This window comes from Streptococcus sp. V869, assembly GCF_054353515.1.
Genome location: NZ_JBTHHW010000001.1, coordinates 1 through 17,373 on the forward strand (window position 1 = coordinate 1; position 17,373 = coordinate 17,373).

Annotated in this window: 15 protein-coding genes, 17 tRNA genes, 1 rRNA gene and 1 pseudogene; 30 read left to right on the forward strand and 4 right to left on the reverse strand. The window is 41.9% G+C overall.

Annotated features, from left to right (window positions below):
* Positions 1–10 precede the first annotated feature (10 nt).
* The 27 genes from rrf (at position 11) to ACXYSN_RS00135 (ending at position 10,296) form a co-directional block, all read left to right on the forward strand.
* Positions 11–126: ribosomal RNA gene (gene rrf, locus ACXYSN_RS00005) — 5S ribosomal RNA — on the forward strand.
* Between the two features lie 4 nt (positions 127–130).
* Positions 131–203 (forward strand) — tRNA-Val (locus ACXYSN_RS00010).
* A gap of 2 nt (positions 204–205) precedes the next feature.
* Positions 206–278 (forward strand) — tRNA-Asp (locus ACXYSN_RS00015).
* An 18-nt stretch (positions 279–296) separates the two neighbouring features.
* Positions 297–369 (forward strand) — tRNA-Lys (locus ACXYSN_RS00020).
* Between the two features lie 5 nt (positions 370–374).
* Positions 375–456, forward strand: a tRNA-Leu gene (locus tag ACXYSN_RS00025).
* 12 nt (positions 457–468) lie between these two features.
* Positions 469–541, forward strand: a tRNA-Thr gene (locus ACXYSN_RS00030).
* 27 nt (positions 542–568) lie between these two features.
* Positions 569–640, forward strand: a tRNA-Gly gene (locus ACXYSN_RS00035).
* A gap of 7 nt (positions 641–647) precedes the next feature.
* Positions 648–733: transfer RNA gene (locus ACXYSN_RS00040), tRNA-Leu, on the forward strand.
* Between the two features lie 11 nt (positions 734–744).
* Positions 745–818 (forward strand) — tRNA-Arg (locus ACXYSN_RS00045).
* A 14-nt stretch (positions 819–832) separates the two neighbouring features.
* A tRNA-Pro gene (locus ACXYSN_RS00050) sits at positions 833–906 on the forward strand.
* A gap of 5 nt (positions 907–911) precedes the next feature.
* Positions 912–985 (forward strand) — tRNA-Met (locus ACXYSN_RS00055).
* Positions 986–998: 13 nt separating this feature from the next.
* Positions 999–1,072 (forward strand) — tRNA-Ile (locus tag ACXYSN_RS00060).
* A gap of 10 nt (positions 1,073–1,082) precedes the next feature.
* A tRNA-Ser gene (locus tag ACXYSN_RS00065) sits at positions 1,083–1,172 on the forward strand.
* 10 nt (positions 1,173–1,182) lie between these two features.
* A tRNA-Met gene (locus ACXYSN_RS00070) sits at positions 1,183–1,256 on the forward strand.
* Positions 1,257–1,260: 4 nt separating this feature from the next.
* Positions 1,261–1,333: transfer RNA gene (locus ACXYSN_RS00075), tRNA-Phe, on the forward strand.
* A gap of 18 nt (positions 1,334–1,351) precedes the next feature.
* Positions 1,352–1,422 (forward strand) — tRNA-Gly (locus tag ACXYSN_RS00080).
* 33 nt (positions 1,423–1,455) lie between these two features.
* Positions 1,456–1,529, forward strand: a tRNA-Ile gene (locus ACXYSN_RS00085).
* Between the two features lie 6 nt (positions 1,530–1,535).
* Positions 1,536–1,623, forward strand: a tRNA-Ser gene (locus ACXYSN_RS00090).
* Between the two features lie 535 nt (positions 1,624–2,158).
* Positions 2,159–3,292 carry a DUF4767 domain-containing protein gene (locus ACXYSN_RS00095; RefSeq protein WP_458635721.1) on the forward strand — a complete coding sequence of 378 codons (1,134 nt, stop codon included), beginning with the start codon at positions 2,159–2,161 and terminating at the stop codon, positions 3,290–3,292.
* 136 nt (positions 3,293–3,428) lie between these two features.
* On the forward strand, positions 3,429–3,878 hold the full coding sequence (locus tag ACXYSN_RS00100) for a MarR family winged helix-turn-helix transcriptional regulator (protein WP_441347902.1): 450 nt from the start codon (positions 3,429–3,431) through the stop codon (positions 3,876–3,878).
* An 18-nt stretch (positions 3,879–3,896) separates the two neighbouring features.
* The gene (locus ACXYSN_RS00105) at positions 3,897–4,751 is read left to right on the forward strand and encodes an SDR family oxidoreductase (protein WP_458635722.1); all 855 of its coding nucleotides are present in this window, start codon (positions 3,897–3,899) and stop codon (positions 4,749–4,751) included.
* Positions 4,744–5,472 carry an ATP-binding cassette domain-containing protein gene (locus tag ACXYSN_RS00110; protein WP_458635723.1) on the forward strand — a complete coding sequence of 243 codons (729 nt, stop codon included), beginning with the start codon at positions 4,744–4,746 and terminating at the stop codon, positions 5,470–5,472. The genes ACXYSN_RS00105 and ACXYSN_RS00110 overlap by 8 nt, the downstream gene beginning before the upstream one ends.
* Positions 5,465–6,985, forward strand: a complete 1,521-nt coding sequence (locus ACXYSN_RS00115) for an ABC transporter permease/substrate-binding protein (RefSeq protein ID WP_458635724.1) — start codon at positions 5,465–5,467, stop codon at positions 6,983–6,985. Before ACXYSN_RS00110 ends, ACXYSN_RS00115 begins: the two co-directional genes overlap by 8 nt.
* A gap of 318 nt (positions 6,986–7,303) precedes the next feature.
* Entirely contained in the window at positions 7,304–7,906 is a 603-nt protein-coding gene (locus tag ACXYSN_RS00120) for an ECF transporter S component (RefSeq protein WP_458635725.1), read from the forward strand.
* Positions 7,906–8,697: an energy-coupling factor transporter transmembrane component T gene (locus ACXYSN_RS00125; RefSeq protein WP_004182467.1), complete on the forward strand. Its 792-nt coding sequence runs from the start codon at positions 7,906–7,908 to the stop codon at positions 8,695–8,697. Before ACXYSN_RS00120 ends, ACXYSN_RS00125 begins: the two co-directional genes overlap by 1 nt.
* Complete coding sequence (locus ACXYSN_RS00130) at positions 8,673–9,509, forward strand: ABC transporter ATP-binding protein (RefSeq protein ID WP_014633086.1); 837 nt, start codon at positions 8,673–8,675, stop codon at positions 9,507–9,509. Before ACXYSN_RS00125 ends, ACXYSN_RS00130 begins: the two co-directional genes overlap by 25 nt.
* Positions 9,496–10,296: an energy-coupling factor ABC transporter ATP-binding protein gene (locus tag ACXYSN_RS00135; RefSeq protein ID WP_006149808.1), complete on the forward strand. Its 801-nt coding sequence runs from the start codon at positions 9,496–9,498 to the stop codon at positions 10,294–10,296. Before ACXYSN_RS00130 ends, ACXYSN_RS00135 begins: the two co-directional genes overlap by 14 nt.
* Before the next feature lie 130 nt (positions 10,297–10,426).
* On the opposite strand, the pseudogene ACXYSN_RS00140 reads toward ACXYSN_RS00135, so the two are convergent.
* From ACXYSN_RS00140 to ACXYSN_RS00150, 3 genes and pseudogenes are all read right to left on the reverse strand, one after another.
* Positions 10,427–11,673: pseudogene (locus ACXYSN_RS00140) on the reverse strand (ISL3 family transposase); the annotation flags it as partial.
* Between the two features lie 283 nt (positions 11,674–11,956).
* A complete protein-coding gene (locus ACXYSN_RS00145; protein ID WP_458635726.1) occupies positions 11,957–12,427 on the reverse strand; it encodes an HXXEE domain-containing protein in 471 nt (156 codons plus the stop codon).
* 31 nt (positions 12,428–12,458) lie between these two features.
* Complete coding sequence (locus ACXYSN_RS00150; RefSeq protein ID WP_458635727.1) at positions 12,459–12,998, reverse strand: TetR/AcrR family transcriptional regulator; 540 nt, start codon at positions 12,996–12,998, stop codon at positions 12,459–12,461.
* A gap of 132 nt (positions 12,999–13,130) precedes the next feature.
* Here ACXYSN_RS00150 and ACXYSN_RS00155 point away from each other — a divergent pair, with 132 nt between their 5' ends.
* From ACXYSN_RS00155 to ACXYSN_RS00165, 3 genes are all read left to right on the forward strand, one after another.
* Positions 13,131–14,021: a cation diffusion facilitator family transporter gene (locus ACXYSN_RS00155; RefSeq protein ID WP_458635728.1), complete on the forward strand. Its 891-nt coding sequence runs from the start codon at positions 13,131–13,133 to the stop codon at positions 14,019–14,021.
* Between the two features lie 151 nt (positions 14,022–14,172).
* Entirely contained in the window at positions 14,173–15,015 is an 843-nt protein-coding gene (locus ACXYSN_RS00160; protein WP_458635729.1) for an aldo/keto reductase, read from the forward strand.
* 125 nt (positions 15,016–15,140) lie between these two features.
* Complete coding sequence (locus ACXYSN_RS00165; protein WP_458635730.1) at positions 15,141–16,181, forward strand: zinc-binding dehydrogenase; 1,041 nt, start codon at positions 15,141–15,143, stop codon at positions 16,179–16,181.
* 63 nt (positions 16,182–16,244) lie between these two features.
* Here ACXYSN_RS00165 and ACXYSN_RS00170 read toward each other — a convergent pair whose 3' ends face one another.
* Complete coding sequence (locus ACXYSN_RS00170; protein WP_458635731.1) at positions 16,245–17,246, reverse strand: LacI family DNA-binding transcriptional regulator; 1,002 nt, start codon at positions 17,244–17,246, stop codon at positions 16,245–16,247.
* Positions 17,247–17,373 lie beyond the last annotated feature (127 nt).

A 17,373-nucleotide genomic window follows, 5' to 3' on the forward strand; every position in this document is an offset into this window, starting at 1 on the left:
TTACTCAGAGTTAAGTGACGATAGCCTAGGAGATACACCTGTACCCATGCCGAACACAGAAGTTAAGCCCTAGAACGCCGGAAGTAGTTGGGGGTTGCCCCCTGTGAGATATGGAAGTCGCTTAGCTCTAGGGAGTTTAGCTCAGCTGGGAGAGCATCTGCCTTACAAGCAGAGGGTCAGCGGTTCGATCCCGTTAACTCCCATAGGTCCCGTAGTGTAGCGGTTATCACGTCGCCCTGTCACGGCGAAGATCGCGGGTTCGATTCCCGTCGGGACCGTAATAACGAAAGTTATTTGACTCGTTAGCTCAGTTGGTAGAGCAATTGACTTTTAATCAATGGGTCACTGGTTCGAGCCCAGTACGGGTCATATTTGCGGGTTTGGCGGAATTGGCAGACGCACCAGATTTAGGATCTGGCGCTTAACGGCGTGGGGGTTCAAGTCCCTTAACCCGCATAATAGAAATCAGCCGGCTTAGCTCAGTTGGTAGAGCATCTGATTTGTAATCAGAGGGTCGCGTGTTCAAGTCATGTAGCCGGCATTTTTTTTAGGTTAAAGCAGAGTCGATGCGAACGTAGTTCAGTGGTAGAACACCACCTTGCCAAGGTGGGGGTCGCGGGTTCGAATCCCGTCGTTCGCTTAGAGAGGCCGGGGTGGCGGAACTGGCAGACGCACAGGACTTAAAATCCTGCGATTGGTAACGATCGTACCGGTTCGATTCCGGTCCTCGGCATATAATGATGAGCACCCTTAGCTCAACTGGATAGAGTACCTGACTACGAATCAGGCGGTTAGAGGTTCGACTCCTCTAGGGTGCATTAACAATTTAATTCGGGAAGTAGCTCAGCTTGGTAGAGTACTTGGTTTGGGACCAAGGTGTCGCAGGTTCGAATCCTGTCTTCCCGATTGATGGCGGTGTAGCTCAGCTGGCTAGAGCGTCCGGTTCATACCCGGGAGGTCGGGGGTTCGATCCCCTTCGCCGCTATAATGATCTTGTTGGACCTTTAGCTCAGCTGGTTAGAGCTCTCGGCTCATAACCGAGTGGTCGTAGGTTCAAGTCCTACAAGGTCCATTGAAATGATGGAGGATTACCCAAGTCCGGCTGAAGGGAACGGTCTTGAAAACCGTCAGGCGTGTAAAAGCGTGCGTGGGTTCGAATCCCACATCCTCCTTTATTATTAACGCGGGATGGAGCAGCTCGGTAGCTCGTCGGGCTCATAACCCGAAGGTCGTAGGTTCAAATCCTGCTCCCGCAATATTGGCTCGGTAGCTCAGTTGGTAGAGCAATGGATTGAAGCTCCATGTGTCGGCGGTTCGATTCCGTCTCGCGCCATTTTTTATTAAGTATCATGCGGGTGTAGTTTAGTGGTAAAACTACAGCCTTCCAAGCTGTTGTCGCGAGTTCGATTCTCGTCACCCGCTTTGAACTTTGTTCAAGTACCAAGTTTTTGACTTGGGCGCGTAGCTCAGGTGGTTAGAGCGCACGCCTGATAAGCGTGAGGTCGGTGGTTCGAGTCCACTCGTGCCCATTAATAGGAGAATTACTCAAGAGGCTGAAGAGGACGGTTTGCTAAATCGTTAGGTCGGGTAACCGGCGCAAGGGTTCGAATCCCTTATTCTCCGTAATTAGAGCTTGTTGGCTCTTTTTTTGTGTCTTTAATTATCAAATTTTCCTTCTTTGACGACTGTGGTTGAGTGATGAATTCTTACTATCTGGAGCGAAACAAAATGGTTCGCTCTTTTTGTTTTCAAATTTAGGGAGATTCTAGGTTTAATTTTATTAAAGTCACGGAGTATAAAAGTATCTTTTAATGATTTCGTGGCTTTTTCCTAGCTTTTATCTTTCATTTATATTTTATTCTTTCAATGCGTTAATGGTCTTTTCTTTAATTTTCTGTAAGCTTTTATAATAATTTAACTCTATTATTGGTTAGCTTTAAATAATGGTTTAATCTTTTTTGTTATACGTCCTATAGGATTTCTCTACAATATATTTAGCTATATAATATTTATTGAAGGTGTATCGAATATAAGAATTATTGAACATATTTACTTAGTATTTGTATATATAAGATTTCGTTATCTTACCGCAACTCTCAAATATTTGATATAATGTAAGCAAAGCTATGGTCACCATTAATTTTATGAGGAGATTTTTATGGGTAATAGAAGTATAGTAGGAAGTCTGTTTATTCTTATATTTTGTTTTTTTACAGTTGGTTGTAGTAATCAAAATTCTGAGCTTTCTAGTAAAGATATTAGTTTATCTACTTCAATTACTAGTAACGAGATAAAGTCTGGGGAGTCTAAGAAAGATTATAAAGGTTTGTACAAGTCAGTTTTTGATGATTACCAAAAGATATTTTCTACTTCTCAAGATCCAACTGCAATTTCAAATCTTTATCAAAGTTTAAAAGCTACTGAACGTCCTATCAATAGTTGGTCTCTTGAAAATGCCATGAATCGTTCAGATGATATGCGTTATTCCTTTGTTGATTTAAATGATGATGGCGTCGAGGAGTTACTTATAGCAGATCTTAATTTAAGTGGGAAATACTTTTTAACTGGAGTGTACTCTTTACAAGAAGGTAAGCCTGTGCTTTTAGCAGAAGGTTTTGCTGCAGGACATGGTGGATCTAGGAATGCGGCAATTATTTATCAAGGTGGGGAGATTCTTGAATTAAGTTGGTCGTCAGGAACTGGTAAAGGTTATGGAACTCTTTATAAGTTAAATGAAAAGCAAAAGGGGGCTAGTAAACTTCAGGAAAAAGAATTTCAAATAGAATCTAATTATATTGGATCTAATTTTGGAAAAACTGAATCTGATCAAATTGATCTAAGAGGTTTTGATTGGCAGAAATTTGAAAACTCTACTAGTACGACCATTTCGGGAGAAAAGCAAAAAGCTCCTTGGAATGCCAATAAATCTGCTAAATTAGAAGCTTTTATTAAAGGCTGGGGAGAAAGACTTGGTCAACCTAATTACAAAAAAGGAATTGCTGGTGGAGATGTCGGTGCTGATAATCTCTATACCTTTGGTGATGGGCCGAGTGAAAAAATAAATGCGGAATACTCGGATAATGGTTTAGGAACTACTAAGTATCGCATCGTAGAGCGCTATAGTAACTGGGATAAATTTCCAGATGTTCATAGCTATTACTTTGCGATTACTAACACAGGAGAAGCGATTGTTTTTCATTCTCCAACAACTAATGGTGGGATTATGTACTTGAAACCCACCGAAAATACAGAAATACAAGCAGAGTTCAAACGCTTGGTTGAAGAAGAGTAATGAAAAAAGAGTTTAGCCTTGGCTAAACTCTTTTTTTTTTTAAAAGTTAATATTTCGATATCGAAATAGTTGACAGATGTAATTCAGGGTGTTACAATAATTCAAAAGGTTCGATATAGAACAAAAAGGAGACAAAATGGACAAGATGTTAGGAGGCTATCAAGCTCTACAGATTCGATTGTTAAATGGGCGTATCTTTCAAAAACTCTTGAGCAAGGAACCAGATGCTCAATACAGAAGTGAGCAAGGGAAAATTCTAACGATTTTGTGGAAGCAAGAGTTGGGATGCGCTACTGCGACAGATATCGCTCTTGCGACGGGTCTAGCCAATAATACATTGACCAGTATGGTTAAGAAATTGGAAGAACAAGGCTTGGTTACGATTCAACCTTGCACGCAGGATAAAAGGAAAAAATATATCTCTTTGACAGACCTCGGTTGGGCGCAAAAAGAAATTGGAGACCGTGTCAGTAAAGAACTGGGAGAGATTTTCTACCAAGGCTTTTCAGATCAAGAAATCCGAGAATTTGAAGCTTATCAAGCGCGTATAATCGCAAATCTAAAAGCTAAAGAAAATGAAATCTAGGGAAAGGAAGTAACAGTTATGATCGGAATTACAGGTGTAACAGGAAAATTAGGCTCCTATGTGGCTGATTTTGTCGATAAAAAAGGAATCGCTTCAGTCCATCTAGCAAGAAGCCCAGAGCGTGCAAAAGTCTACGCGTCTGCAGAAATCCGTAAAATAGTGTATGCCAATACTCCAGAGGTGGTCGAGGCCTTAAAGGGTATCGATACTTTGTTGATGGTCTCTGCTCGGGAAAATCCAGAGCGTGTAAAGGAGCACAAGGAGTTTTTAGATGCTGCAAAACTAGCAGGGGTGCAGCATATTGTTTATACCTCCTTTTATGGGGCAGATGAGAAGGCAACTTTCACTTTGTCTCGAGATCATGCCCAGACGGAAGCCTATATCAAGGAGTTAGGGTTCACATACACTTTTTTGAGAGATAATTTTTACTTGGACTTCTTGATTGATCTTGCGCTTGAAAATGGAGAAATTCGTGGTCCGGCCGGCAATGGCCTGGTATCAGCTGTTGCCCGTAAGGACACATCTAGGGTTGCAGCAGAAATTCTTTTAAATCCTAAGGAGTGGGAAAATCAAAGCTTGAATCTGACAGGGCCAGAGGATCTTTCCATGGAAAAAATCGTAGCGCTTCTCTCAAAGGAGACCGGTAAGACCATCGCGTATGTGGATGAATCAGTAGAAGAAGCCTATGAGTCACGGAAAAAATGGCCAGCACAAACATGGGAGTACGATGCCTGGGTCAGCACCTATACAGCGATTAAAGCTGGTGAACAAGCTGGGGTTTCTACAGATATCGAAAAAGTTCTAAGGCATCCAGCAAGCAGCCTTTTGGATATTCTTAGAGATAGAAAACTTATTGAGGAAAAAAATGATTGAATACAAACATGTAGCCTTGCGCTATACAGAAAAGGATATTTTAAAAGATGTCAATCTTCGCATTGAAAATGGAGAATTCATGGTGCTAGTGGGTCCTTCAGGATCTGGAAAGACCACTATGATTAAGATGATTAACCGTCTTTTGGAACCGACAGATGGCAATATCTATATGGATGGGAAACGCATTAAGGACTATGATGAACGGGAGTTACGTCTCAGTACCGGTTATGTCCTACAAGCCATTGCCCTATTTCCTAACTTGACCGTTGCTGAAAATATAGCTCTCATTCCTGAGATGAAGGGCTGGAGCAAGGAGCAAATCACTTCTAAAACAGAAGAACTCTTGAACAAGGTTGGTCTCCCTGCTTCAGAGTATGCAAATCGCATGTCTAGTGAATTATCTGGTGGGGAGCAACAGCGGATTGGCATTGTGCGAGCTATCATTGGGGAACCAAAAATTCTATTGATGGACGAACCTTTTTCAGCCTTGGATGCCATCTCTCGCAAGCAGTTGCAGGCTCTTACCAAAGATTTACATAAAGAATTCGGTATGACCACCATCTTCGTAACACATGATACGGATGAGGCCTTAAAATTAGGGGATCGAATTGCAGTTTTGCAGGATGGAGAAATTCGCCAGGTGGCAGACCCTGAAACAATTTTACAAGCGCCTGCGACAGACTTTGTAGCAAACTTGTTTGGAGGTAGCCTTCATGTCTAATTTGATTTCAACATTTCAAGAGCGTTTTGGGGAATGGGTAACTGCTCTTGGGGAACACTTACAATTATCTCTTTTGACCTTATTGGTTGCTATTTTTCTGACGATTCCACTGGCGGTTTATCTAAATAGCCACAAAAAAGCGGCGAACTGGGTGCTACAAGTTGCGGGTATCTTCCAGACCATTCCCTCAATGGCTTTGTTGGGTCTCTTTATTCCTTTCATGGGAATTGGAACCTTACCAGCTCTCACAGCCCTTGTCATTTATGCTATTTTCCCGATTTTAGAAAATACAATCACAGCCCTGAACGGCATTGATCCTAGTCTTGAGGAGGCGGGGATTGCTTTTGGAATGACCAAGTGGGAGCGACTCAAGAAGTTTGAAATTCCACTGGCCATGCCTGTCATTGTATCGGGGGTTCGAACAGCAACTGTTATGATCATTGGAACAGCAACTCTAGCTGCTCTTGTGGGAGCTGGAGGACTAGGCTCCTTTATCCTTTTGGGTATTGATCGTCGGAATGCTAGTCTCATTTTAATCGGCGCAATCTCATCAGCCATTTTGGCCATTCTCTTTAATGTTATTCTCAAATGGTTGGAAAAGGAAAAGTTGCGTACGATTGTTGCAGCCTTTGCTGTTATGGTGCTTGGTTTGGGAGCTAGTTATGCTCCAAGCATGATTCCAAATAAAGAGAAAGAAAATCTGGTGATAGCTGGGAAGTTGGGACCTGAACCTGAGATTCTCATGAATATGTACAAGCTTCTCATTGAGGAAAATACTGATATGACGGTGACGGTCAAGCCTAACTTTGGGAAGACAGATTTCCTTTATCAAGCGCTGAAAAAGGGTGATATCGATATCTATCCAGAATTTTCTGGAACAGTGACAGAGAGTCTCCTCCAACCATCTCCACAAATTGGGCATGACCCAGAAAAGGTTTACGAGGTGGCTCGTGACGGCATTGCCAAACAGGATCAACTAGCCTTTCTTAAACCCATGGCTTATCAAAATACTTATGCTATAGCAGTTCCCAAAAAAATTGCGCAAGAATATGGACTTAAGACGATTTCAGACTTGAAAAAAGTAGAAGGACAGCTCAAGGCTGGATTCACTCTAGAGTTTAATGACCGTGAGGATGGAAACAAGGGCTTGCAGTCTGTTTATGGATTGAATCTCAATGTGGCAACCATGGAGCCAGCTCTTCGCTACCAAGCCATCCAGTCAGGTGACATTCAAATTACAGATGCTTACTCAACAGATGCTGAAATTGCTCGCTATGATTTAGTGGTTTTGGAGGATGATAAACAACTCTTCCCTCCATACCAAGGCGCTCCACTGATGAAAGAAGCTCTTCTCAAGAAACATCCAGAGTTGGAAACGGTGCTTAATAAATTAGCTGGTAAGATTACAGAAAGCCAGATGAGCCAGCTTAACTATCAAGTCGGTGTCGAAGACAAGCCAGCAGAACAAGTAGCCAAGGAATTTCTGCAAGAACAAGGTTTGTTGAAGAAATAACTTGAAAATGCTGAACTCAACTCCATTAAACGACTATATAGAAGAATGCTCAGATAATTTTATCTGGGCTTTTTTGATGTTAGAGTTACTGAATGTCATTAAAAATGGAAAGGAAGAGAAAATTTTACTGTAAATACACTTGACTATTCACAAAATAGGTGTATAATGTGTTGTGAACTACTTAATAAATAAGGATTTCTAGCTCATGTCGACTAAGGATGGAAATCTTGTGTATAGACAGTTCAGTAGATATATAATAGAGCGTTGCGTCCGAAAGTCATTCCTGACACGGCTCTTTAAAAACAAAAGGAGAAGATTATGAAAACAAAACCGATTCATCGTACCAGTATGTGGAAATTTAAGTTAAGTGCTGCCACCATGACTTTGATTCCCGCTGCCGTGGGGATTAACTATGTTGCCAAAGCCTTGGCGGAGGGGTTAAAGTTGCCCGTTTGGCTGGGGTCTTTGGGAACCTTTCTTGCCAGCATGTTGGCTGGGCCGGTTGTCGGTGCCATCAGTGGTTTCATCAACAACGTGATCTATGGGCTGACCTTATCGCCAATTTCAACCGTGTATGCGATTACCAGCCTCGGAATTGGGATTGCTGTCGGAGTTTTGCACGCCAATGGGTGGTTCTCATCAGCGCGACGAGTATTTGTTTCTGCTATTATTATTGCCATCGTTTCAGCTGTCATTTCAACGCCATTCAACGTCATCTTTTGGGGTGGTCAGACCGGTATCGCTTGGGGTGACTCATTGTTTGCGGTAATGGTCGCCAATCATGTACCAGTGTGGCTGGCCTCATTTATCGATGAGTTTGTCTTGGATATTTTGGATAAAGTCTGCGTGGCCTACCTGGCATTCTTCATCTATCGTCAGCTGCCGAAGCGGATGGTGCACTTCTTTAGCGATGATAAATGATGACTGATCAAACATTGATTTCTGGAGCGCCACGGGTCAAGCTCAAGTGGTACCAGGTGATCGATCCGATTACTAAGCTCTTGTTCATCTTGGACATGACGTTGTTGAGCTTTGCCAGTATGAATTTATTGCTTCAGGCCGGATTAATTCTTGTCGCAACACTGCTATTGTTATTTTCCAAATTGAGCTCTACCATCTTTAAGGCGCTGGGATTCAGCCTGTTTCTGATTTGCACCATGCTGATCATCCAAGGGTTATTTTACAGTCGGAATCAAACTGTGCTGTTTTCTGTGCTTGGGGTGTCGTTCTACAAAGAAGGCCTGATTTACGCCACCACTCTGGGTTGTCGAGTATTGGTGATTATTTTGACCAGTGGCTTTTTTATGGTGACCACGAGTATTTCAGAAAACGCGGCCTATTTGGAACTGTCCGGATTGTCTTATAAAACCGTCTACGTTCTGATGTCGGTGTGTTATATTTTGCCGGAAATGATGCGCAATATGCGGAAAATCCAGCAGGCACAAAAAGTTCGCGGAACCAATCCGCAAAAAACGTTGATTCAGAAATTAAAGTCAGTCCTGCCGGTTCTAATTCCATTGGTGATTAAGACCTTGGATCAATCGATGACGCGGTCGATTTCTCTCCAACTGAGAGGTTTTGATAATCTCAACCGGACTGTCAGAACCTCCCAGCGCGTGTATCGCCTGTCGCGGACGCTGCACATTGGTCTGACTGGATTGGCAATTTTATTGATTGGGTGGAAGATTTGGACGAAGATAAACGGATTGTAATTGAAAATTTGACTACCCGTTATCCGGGTACTGAGCAACCACAACTGCGTCAGATTAACGCGGAGGTTCATACCGGCCAGGTGGTTGGGATTATCGGGAATAGCCACTCCGGCAAATCGACTTTGTGCCATGTGCTAGCAGGGGTCATTCCCAAAATTGTGTCTGCTGAGATTGAGGGCGACTGGCACATGTTTGGCCAGCGAGTGTCCGACAATTGGCCCGTTTATAATGCCATGAATGGAGTTGTACTGCAAAATCCAGCTGGCCAACTAAGCGGGTTGGCAGACACGGTTGCCGATGAAATCGCCTTTGACTTGATTAATCAGGGAATGGCTGAAGGACTGATTCAAAAACGGGTTGAAGAAGTTGCCACGCAAATGGGGCTGATTGAACAGTTGAATTTGCGTCCCGAGAGCCTTTCCGGTGGTCAGAGCCAGCGGTTGGCAATTGCCACGGCGATTGCGGCTAACCCGGCTGTTTTGATTATGGATGATCCGACCAGTCAGATGGATCCCCTTGGCCGCCGACAATTTTTCCAATGGCTGGCCCAAGTCAAAGAGACGACTGTCTTCATTGTCACCAGTGAAATTGACGATTTGTGCGAAGTCGCCGACGTTGTGTGGGTGCTGCACGAGGGTCAAATGGTAGCCCAGGGTAGGCCGGGTGAGGTGTTTAATCATTTGGCAGCTGACTGGCAGATTCCAGCCCCGACAATCCAGCAACTTGCTCAAAAAATGGATTGGCACTTGGCTGATGGCCGGTATCCGGTGAATGACGCTGATCTGAAGGAGGTTCGTTATGCCCACAATTGAACTGAACCACCTGACGTTCACTTATCCGGAACGATCCTTTAGCTTGGATGTTGAAGACAAACACTTCGCCGATCCGATGGTGGCGATTGTCGGCCAAAATGGTGCCGGCAAATCAACGCTCTTCAAATTGTTGACGGGCTTGCTGACACCACAAACCGGTGTGATTAAGATCGATGGAGAAAATTTTAATGATCTTAAACCAGTCGAAAAGTTACTGAAGGTTGGGATTACTTTTCAGAATCCTGACGATCAGCTTTTCAACCCGACCGTTCAACGAGAGGTGGAGTGGAGTGTCGCGCAGGTCATGGATGACCACGACATGATTACGAGGCGGGCTTTAGCGGCTCTAAAAAGAGTTGGCTTGGATGATAAAACAGCTGAAAGTCCATATGACCTGTCATTGTCGGAACGTAAGCTGTTGAGCGTTGCCACAGTTTTGGCAGTGGATCCGGCGATTTATTTATTTGATGAGCCGATGATGTCGCTTGATTGGGAAAGCCGGCGCAAGTTGACCGCAATTTTCCATCAGTTGGCTGATTCGGGTCACCAAGTTGTGACCATCACCCATGACATGGATTGGGTCGCCGCCGAGTTTGAGTCGGTGTATGTTATGGAACACGGGAAGTTTGGCTTCGCCGGCAGTCCACGGGAATTGTTCAGTGATCACGAACTTGTCCAGCGAGTGGGATTACTACCACCGCGGATTATGGACATAGCGGAGTCGCTGGGTGATTCACAGACATATTTATCGGTTAATGATTATTGCCAGAAAAATCGAGATGTATAGAAAAAGTTACCTCTGCGGGTTTTCCAGGTTGAAGGATTAACTTCAGCTTCTGGCAAGAACTCACATGGGTGACTTTTGTGTTTAATAGGTTCTTTGTCAACTGTAGTGGGTGACGAAAAGCTAACATCTTGAGAGGACCGGATAGGTCCTCTTTTTATGTATGTTCAGAGTGATGAAAACACGCTTCCTAAAGTTAATAAAGTTTCTAAAACCGAACCCCAACCGTTTGACGTCTTTGATCAACTTGTTAGTCGCTTCAAGTTTTGCGTTTGAATAGTCCGTTTCTAGGGCTTTTTTGATGTATTGCTTGTGTCTAAGAAAAGTCCTAAAGACAGTTTGAAAGTAGTGATTGACCTTGCTCCTATTTTCCTCTATCAGCTCAAAGAACTCATCTACTCTCTTCTCCTGAAAGTGAAAAAGCAAGAGCTGATAAAGTGTATAGTAGTCGGTAAGCTCTTCTGAAAAGTCTAGTGTCTTCTCAATGATTTCATGTGGACTTAATGTTTGACGGAAAGTCTTTGAATAAAAAGAGTTGAGAGATAGTTTACGGCTGTCCTTTTGGAAGAGTCGCCAGTGATTTTTCAAGGATCGATAGGGTAGTGACTTCTTATCGAACTGGCTCATGATTGCAATTCTAGTCTTTAAAAAGGCACGTCCAAGGTGCTGGATAATGTGGAAACAATCAAGAACGTTTTTAGCGTTTGGGAAGAGTCTGCGTGCTAGTGGGATATAAGCTCCAGACATATCCATCGTGATAAACTGCACCTTTTGGCGAGCTTTTAATGGATACTTCAAAAAGTAGTTTCGTATAGTAGTTTGGCGGCGATTATCAAGGATGGTTATGAGTTGGTTGGTCTCATAGTTTTGAGCAACAAAAGCCAATTCCCCTTTCTTGAACCCAAACTCATCCCAGGACATAACAGCAGGGAGTTTGTCATAATGTTCCTTGAAAGTAAACTGATCAAGCTTACGATAGACAGTGGACGTCGACACGCGAAGTCTTCTGGCAATATCCGTTAATGACACCTTATCAGTTAGGAGTTGTGCAACCTTTTGTCGGACTAGATTGGAGATTTGGCAGTTTTTCTTAACGATTGATGTCTCAGCTACCGTGACTCGTTTACAACTTTTACACTGAAACCGACGTTTCTTCAGACGTAGTAGTGTAGGCGTTCCAGCTTGTTCGAGAAGAGGGATCTTAGAGGTTTTTTGAAAGTCATATTTGATCATCTTTCCATGGCAATGAGGACATAATGGTGCAGGGGAATCGAGTTTTGCTTGAATCTCGATATGGGTGTCAGTTTCAAAAATAAGTGAAATCTTGATATTTTGGTCTTTAATTCCGATTAATTCTGTGGTATTCTTAATAGGTCTCATAAGTTCTTCCTAATGGTAGTTTCGTCGCTTTTCATTATAGTTCTTATGGGACTTTTTGTCTGCATTCAAAAAGCTCTATAATCTCTAAAGTGGTTTTACCCACTACAGAAATTATAGAGCCAATAAATCCAGTTCCTAAGTTTTTTTTTGCCTTTTATCATAGCTGATAACGCTGCAACAAGATGAAGCAGGACAAAAGCAAGGGCTAAGAAGACTGTGATGATGCTAAAGATGAGATAAAGTGACATAGATGTTTCCTTTCTAAGATATGATTGCCTGAGTGCTATTTTTTATGACTGATTTTATGAAGAATCATAAATGATACTACAAGATTTAAAATAATAACCAATAAGGTAAAAAGAGAGTAACCATAAAGTTTAATTGGAAATTCATTTTTGAGATTGCAAAGAGCAAACAAACTCGTTAAAATGCCCGTTAACAATCCAGGCACATATTTTCGAATGACAATTGTCTGAATAAGATGTCCGAACACATGATAGATATAAGCGATTACAATGGTTGTGTAAATGGTATAGTTGTTAAATTGGTAACTAAGATAAAGTGTTATCAGTAGAAGTAGAAGTTGCTCCATGACAATGACATTGAAAGCAAAAGGGGTGTATAAATTGAAAATTTGTTTATATGGAATTTGTAATGATATTTTTTTGACAAAAGATGGCATCCATATGATTTCTTCCAGTTCATGAAGCATGAATAAACTCGGAAATAGGAAATAAAATTGTAGGGTAGTCATTAAAGCTGGTCCTTTCTAAATAACATGAGATTTATTTAGAGCTAGCATTCAGTATCTCCAAATAAAACTGGACCACTTTCTGCTCGTTATAAGATTTCCCATTTTTCAACCACCAGCTGATTGTTTCAATGAAGTGGCTGACGACCAGGTGCTTGAGATAGGAGTGAGGAATGTTGGGGTGTGCTTGAATCAGTTCGTCTGCTAACATGGGATAGACGTCATGTTCTAGTTCTTTTCGCAGTTGCCGGATAAAATAATCGTTTTTGGAGAGCAAGAGGCTGCTTACATGGTCTTGATTTTTCTTGAAGTGCTGAAAGATATGAGCCAAGTAGTCTTGTGGAGAGAGGTGTTCATCACGCTCAAAGAGATGGTGAAAGAGCTTTTGGCAGAGCTCATCCAGTAGTAACTCCTTGCTCTCATAATGGCTGTAAAAGGTGGAACGCCCTACATCAGCAAGGTCAATAATCTCCTGAACCGTGATGGTCTCGTAGTCTTTTTGGTTGAGTAATTGTAAAAAAGCAGTATAAATAGCTTTTCGAGTCTTCCTAATGCGACGATCCTGTGCTGTCATATGGACACTTAGAACAAACTATTCAGTAACGTACACCCTAAATGGTTTGCCCCTATCCTTTCTGTTGTGAATGTTAGATAATGATAATGAACATGATGTTCATGAATCTATTATAACAAAGGATTAAGGATTATGAAGACAAAACATGCAGTTTGGCTGTCTTTTTTCTTAAATTTGAGTTATGCTATTGTCGAGTTTATCGCTGGTGGAGTATTTGGCTCTAGTGCTGTGCTGGCTGACTCTGTCCATGACTTAGGAGATGCGGTTGCAATTGGGGTATCAGCCGTTCTAGAAACAATCTCCAATCGTGAAGAGGATAGTCAGTATACCTTGGGTTACAAACGATTTAGTCTTCTAGGAGCTTTGATAACGGCTGTGATTTTGATGACAGGATCAGTTTTCGTCATTTTGGAAAATACAACAAAACTATTTAATCCCCAACCTGTCAATGATGAGGGTATCCTCTGGCTAGGAATCATTGCAGTTACTATAAATGTGCTAGCGAGCTTAGTGGTTCGTAAAGGAAAAACAAAGAACGAGTCTATTCTTAGCCTGCATTTTCTGGAAGACACCCTTGGTTGGGTCGCAGTCATCCTGATGGCCATTATTCTCCGATTTACGGATTGGTATATCTTAGATCCTCTCTTGTCGCTGGTCATTTCCTTCTTTATCTTGTCAAAAGCCATTCCACGTTTTTGGTCTACGCTGAAAATTTTCTTAGATGCTGTACCAGAAGGAGTAGATATCGAGCAAGTCAGGAGTGATTTGGAGCAATTGGAGTATGTGGCCAGTGTTAATCAGCTTAATCTTTGGACTATGGATGGTTTGGAAAAAAATGCTATTGTCCATGTTTGTCTGGAGCAGGTCAAGCATATGGAGGTCTGTAAAGAATCTATCCGAGACTTGCTCAAAGAGAGGGGCTTTCAAAATGTCACTATTGAGGTGGATAGTAGTCCGATTAGTCATGCTCATCATAAACGACGTGTTGATGAGTTGAAATCTTTAGATAGACATAGGCATTAAAGGAAGTGGAGAAAAATTTGATGTTCCTTTTCTTCATTAAGTACGAAGAATTGCTGTCGTTTTTCCTTCTGTAAAAGCTATTTTCATTTGCTAGTATACAAATCTTTTAAATGAGTGTAAACTAAAAGTAATAAAAGAAGTAGGGGAAAATATGTATTACAAAACCTTAAACAACAATGTCAAAATGCCACAATTAGGATTTGGAGTCTTTCAGACTCCAGTAAATGAAACAAAGCGAGCAGTTCTTGATGCTATCGAGGTTGGATATCGTTCTTTTGATACCGCTCAAGTCTATGGCAATGAAGCAGGTGTGGGGGAAGCTATCTTGGAATCAGGTCTTCCACGTGAAGAATTTTTCATCACGACCAAGGTTTGGATTTCGAATGCTGGCTATGAAAAGGCCAAAGCATCTATCGAAGAATCCTTGAAAAAACTACAAACAGATTATATTGATCTTTTGTTGGTTCACCAGCCTTTCGGTGATTACTATGGCACTTACAGAGCCATGGAAGAAGCCTATAAGGCAGGGCAGGTCCGTGCCATTGGAGTTTCTAACTTTTCACCAAATCGCTTTATAGACCTTCAATATTTTGTGGAAATCAAACCAGCTGTCAACCAGATAGAAACTCATGTTTTCTATCAACAAAAAGAGACCAAAAAGTATTTGGAGAAATACAATTGTCAGATTGAATCTTGGGGGCCTTTTGCTGAAGGGAAAAATGATTTCTTCAATACTCCACTCTTGAAGGAGATTGGAGAAAAACATGGGAAATCTGTAGCCCAAGTAGCTCTACGTTTCTTACTTCAAAGTGAAGTGGTTGTCATTCCTAAGTCTGTTCGTAAAGAACGGATGCAAGAGAACTTCCATATTTTTGATTTTGAGCTAACAAAAGATGAGATGAAGAGCATAGAAGGATTGGACCAAGCAAGTACTCTCTTCCATGATCACCAAGAACCAGAAACAGCTGAAAGATTTCTATCGTTTTTAAGCTAGTCTATTTTTATCATCATCAAATAGGGGGATAATCGATTAAAAGTTTCCTTCAGAAGTTTTCCTCTTACAAAATGGGCTATAAAAGTGTATACTAGAATTAGTAAGAAACAGAGAGGATTGTTTTTATGAAATCAGCAGTTTATAGTAAAGCAGGACAGATTGGTCTTGTTGAAGTGGAGCGTCCACAGATTAAGGAAGCAGATGATGTTATTATCCGTATCGTTAGAACTTGTGTCTGCGGTTCGGATTTGTGGACTTATCGTAATCCTAAAATAAAAGAAGGCCGTTTGAACAGTGGTCACGAAGCTATCGGAATTGTCGAAGAAATTGGAGAGGCCATCACGACAGTGAAACCAGGGGATTTTGTCATTGCCCCATTTACTCATGGTTGTGGGGAATGTGATGCTTGTCATGATGGTTTTGATGGAACTTGTGATCGTCATTTGGGTAATAGCAACTGGTCTACTGGTGTTCAAGCAGAGTACATTCGTTTCCATTATGCCAATTGGTCCCTAGTCAAAATTCCTGGTCAACCTTCTGACTATACAGAGGCTATGCTCAAATCTTTCTTAAGTCTAGCAGATGTTATGCCAACAGGTTACCATGCAGCGCGTGTGGCTAATGTGCAAAAAGGTGACAAGGTGGTCGTTATCGGGGATGGTGCTGTGGGTCAATGTGCGGTTATCGCAGCCAAAATGCGTGGTGCATCGCAAATCGTTCTCATGAGTCGCCACCAAGACCGTCAACAGATGGCCTTGGAGTCAGGTGCGACAGCTGTTGTAGCTGAGCGTGGTGAAGAAGGGATTGCCAAGGTCCGTGAAATCCTTGGAGGCGGAGCGGATGCTGCTCTTGAATGTGTGGGTACAGAAGCAGCTGTTGAGCAGGCCCTTGGAGTCCTCCATAATGGCGGGCGCATGGGATTTGTCGGTGTGCCTCACTACAATAACCGTGCCCTTGGTTCAACCTTTGCCCAAAATATCTCAGTGGCAGGTGGAGCAGCCTCAGTTACTACTTATGACAAACAAGTTCTGTTAAAAGCAGTTCTTGACGGTGATATCAATCCAGGACGTGTCTTTACTAATAGTTACAGCTTGGATGAGATTAATCAGGCTTACAAAGATATGGATGAACGCAAGTCTATTAAGTCTATAATTGTGATGGAATAAAAAAGAAAATCCTAATAGAGTATGGAAATCTCTATTAGGATTTTTTATGTTCAGCTATTGTGCTTAATGCAAGGTACTTTCTCTTAAAGTTAGTTTGGTTCCTAGCATGGTCAGACTTGGGATTTTACGGCCGTGAAGGACTTCTCTGTTCAGGATATCCATTCCTGTGCGTCCCATTTCTTCGGTGTAAACTGTGATACTAGAAAGTGATGGGAACACTTGCTTGGTTAGAATGGTATCATTAAAGGAAATAATACTGACGCGCTCCGGTATGCTGATGCTGGCTTCTTGAAGGGCGCGAAGGGCACCAATGGCCAAGCTATCACTGGCTGCAAAAAAGGCTTGTGGAAGTTTATCTCCTAATTTCTCGATAGCCTCTTTCATTAAGTCGTATCCAGATTGGGCAGTAAATAGACCTTGAAAAATGAATTTCTCGTTATAAATTCCTTTTTCTTGCGTATAAGATTTGAAGTAATCTAAACGCTTGTCTGCGATAACTTCTTCTTGGTCAGTAGTAGTTTCAAGACCGGATAGGATACCAATCTTCTTAAGCCCGTGGTCTGTAAAGTAATCAACCACCTGTCTAACTGCATTATAGAAATCCGTAATAACACAGGTATGGCCCAAGGCGATGGTGTCACTATCAAGAAAAACTAGAGGTTTTTGATATTCTTCAAATGAAGCAATCTGTGCTTGGCTAAATTTTCCAATACAAAGAATTCCAATGACTTCTTCGCTAAGTGTGAAAGGTTGATCGTTGAAATAACGCAAGATTTCGTAATCTAACTCTTGGGCTCTGTTTTCAATTCCTAGTCGAATCTGATAGTAGTAGAGGTCCTCCAACTCACCTTGTTCGCTGACCCACTGGATGATGGCAATCTTTTGTTTGAGTTTATGAGATTCACCAGTTTTGAGATGTTTGGTGTAGCCTAGTTCTTCGGCAACAGTTAAAATACGATGTCGGGTTTCTTCTGTGACAGATAGACTCTGATCGCGATTGAGGACACGGGATACAGTTGCGATTGAAACAGAGGCTAGCTGAGCGATATCTTTGAGTGTAGCCATAATTCCCCTCCTTTTTAGATTATTATAGCATATTTTTCTTCCTTTTTACTCATAGTTTAGTAAAATATCGGTAAAATTGTTGACCAAAGCAAAACCCTTGGGTACAATAGAAGAAAACGATTACAAG

Bases quoted from the DNA above. Each gene is read 5' to 3' on its own strand.
- ACXYSN_RS00095 (WP_458635721.1), top strand. From the start codon at position 2,159: ATGGGTAATAGAAGTATAGTAGGAAGTCTGTTTATTCTTATATTTTGT.
- ACXYSN_RS00100 (WP_441347902.1), top strand. From the start codon at position 3,429: ATGGACAAGATGTTAGGAGGCTATCAAGCTCTACAGATTCGATTGTTA.
- ACXYSN_RS00105 (WP_458635722.1), top strand. From the start codon at position 3,897: ATGATCGGAATTACAGGTGTAACAGGAAAATTAGGCTCCTATGTGGCT.
- ACXYSN_RS00110 (WP_458635723.1), top strand. From the start codon at position 4,744: ATGATTGAATACAAACATGTAGCCTTGCGCTATACAGAAAAGGATATT.
- ACXYSN_RS00115 (WP_458635724.1), top strand. From the start codon at position 5,465: ATGTCTAATTTGATTTCAACATTTCAAGAGCGTTTTGGGGAATGGGTA.
- ACXYSN_RS00120 (WP_458635725.1), top strand. From the start codon at position 7,304: ATGAAAACAAAACCGATTCATCGTACCAGTATGTGGAAATTTAAGTTA.
- ACXYSN_RS00125 (WP_004182467.1), top strand. From the start codon at position 7,906: ATGACTGATCAAACATTGATTTCTGGAGCGCCACGGGTCAAGCTCAAG.
- ACXYSN_RS00135 (WP_006149808.1), top strand. From the start codon at position 9,496: ATGCCCACAATTGAACTGAACCACCTGACGTTCACTTATCCGGAACGA.
- ACXYSN_RS00145 (WP_458635726.1), bottom strand. From the start codon at position 12,427: ATGACTACCCTACAATTTTATTTCCTATTTCCGAGTTTATTCATGCTT.
- ACXYSN_RS00150 (WP_458635727.1), bottom strand. From the start codon at position 12,998: ATGACAGCACAGGATCGTCGCATTAGGAAGACTCGAAAAGCTATTTAT.
- ACXYSN_RS00155 (WP_458635728.1), top strand. From the start codon at position 13,131: ATGAAGACAAAACATGCAGTTTGGCTGTCTTTTTTCTTAAATTTGAGT.
- ACXYSN_RS00160 (WP_458635729.1), top strand. From the start codon at position 14,173: ATGTATTACAAAACCTTAAACAACAATGTCAAAATGCCACAATTAGGA.
- ACXYSN_RS00165 (WP_458635730.1), top strand. From the start codon at position 15,141: ATGAAATCAGCAGTTTATAGTAAAGCAGGACAGATTGGTCTTGTTGAA.
- ACXYSN_RS00170 (WP_458635731.1), bottom strand. From the start codon at position 17,246: ATGGCTACACTCAAAGATATCGCTCAGCTAGCCTCTGTTTCAATCGCA.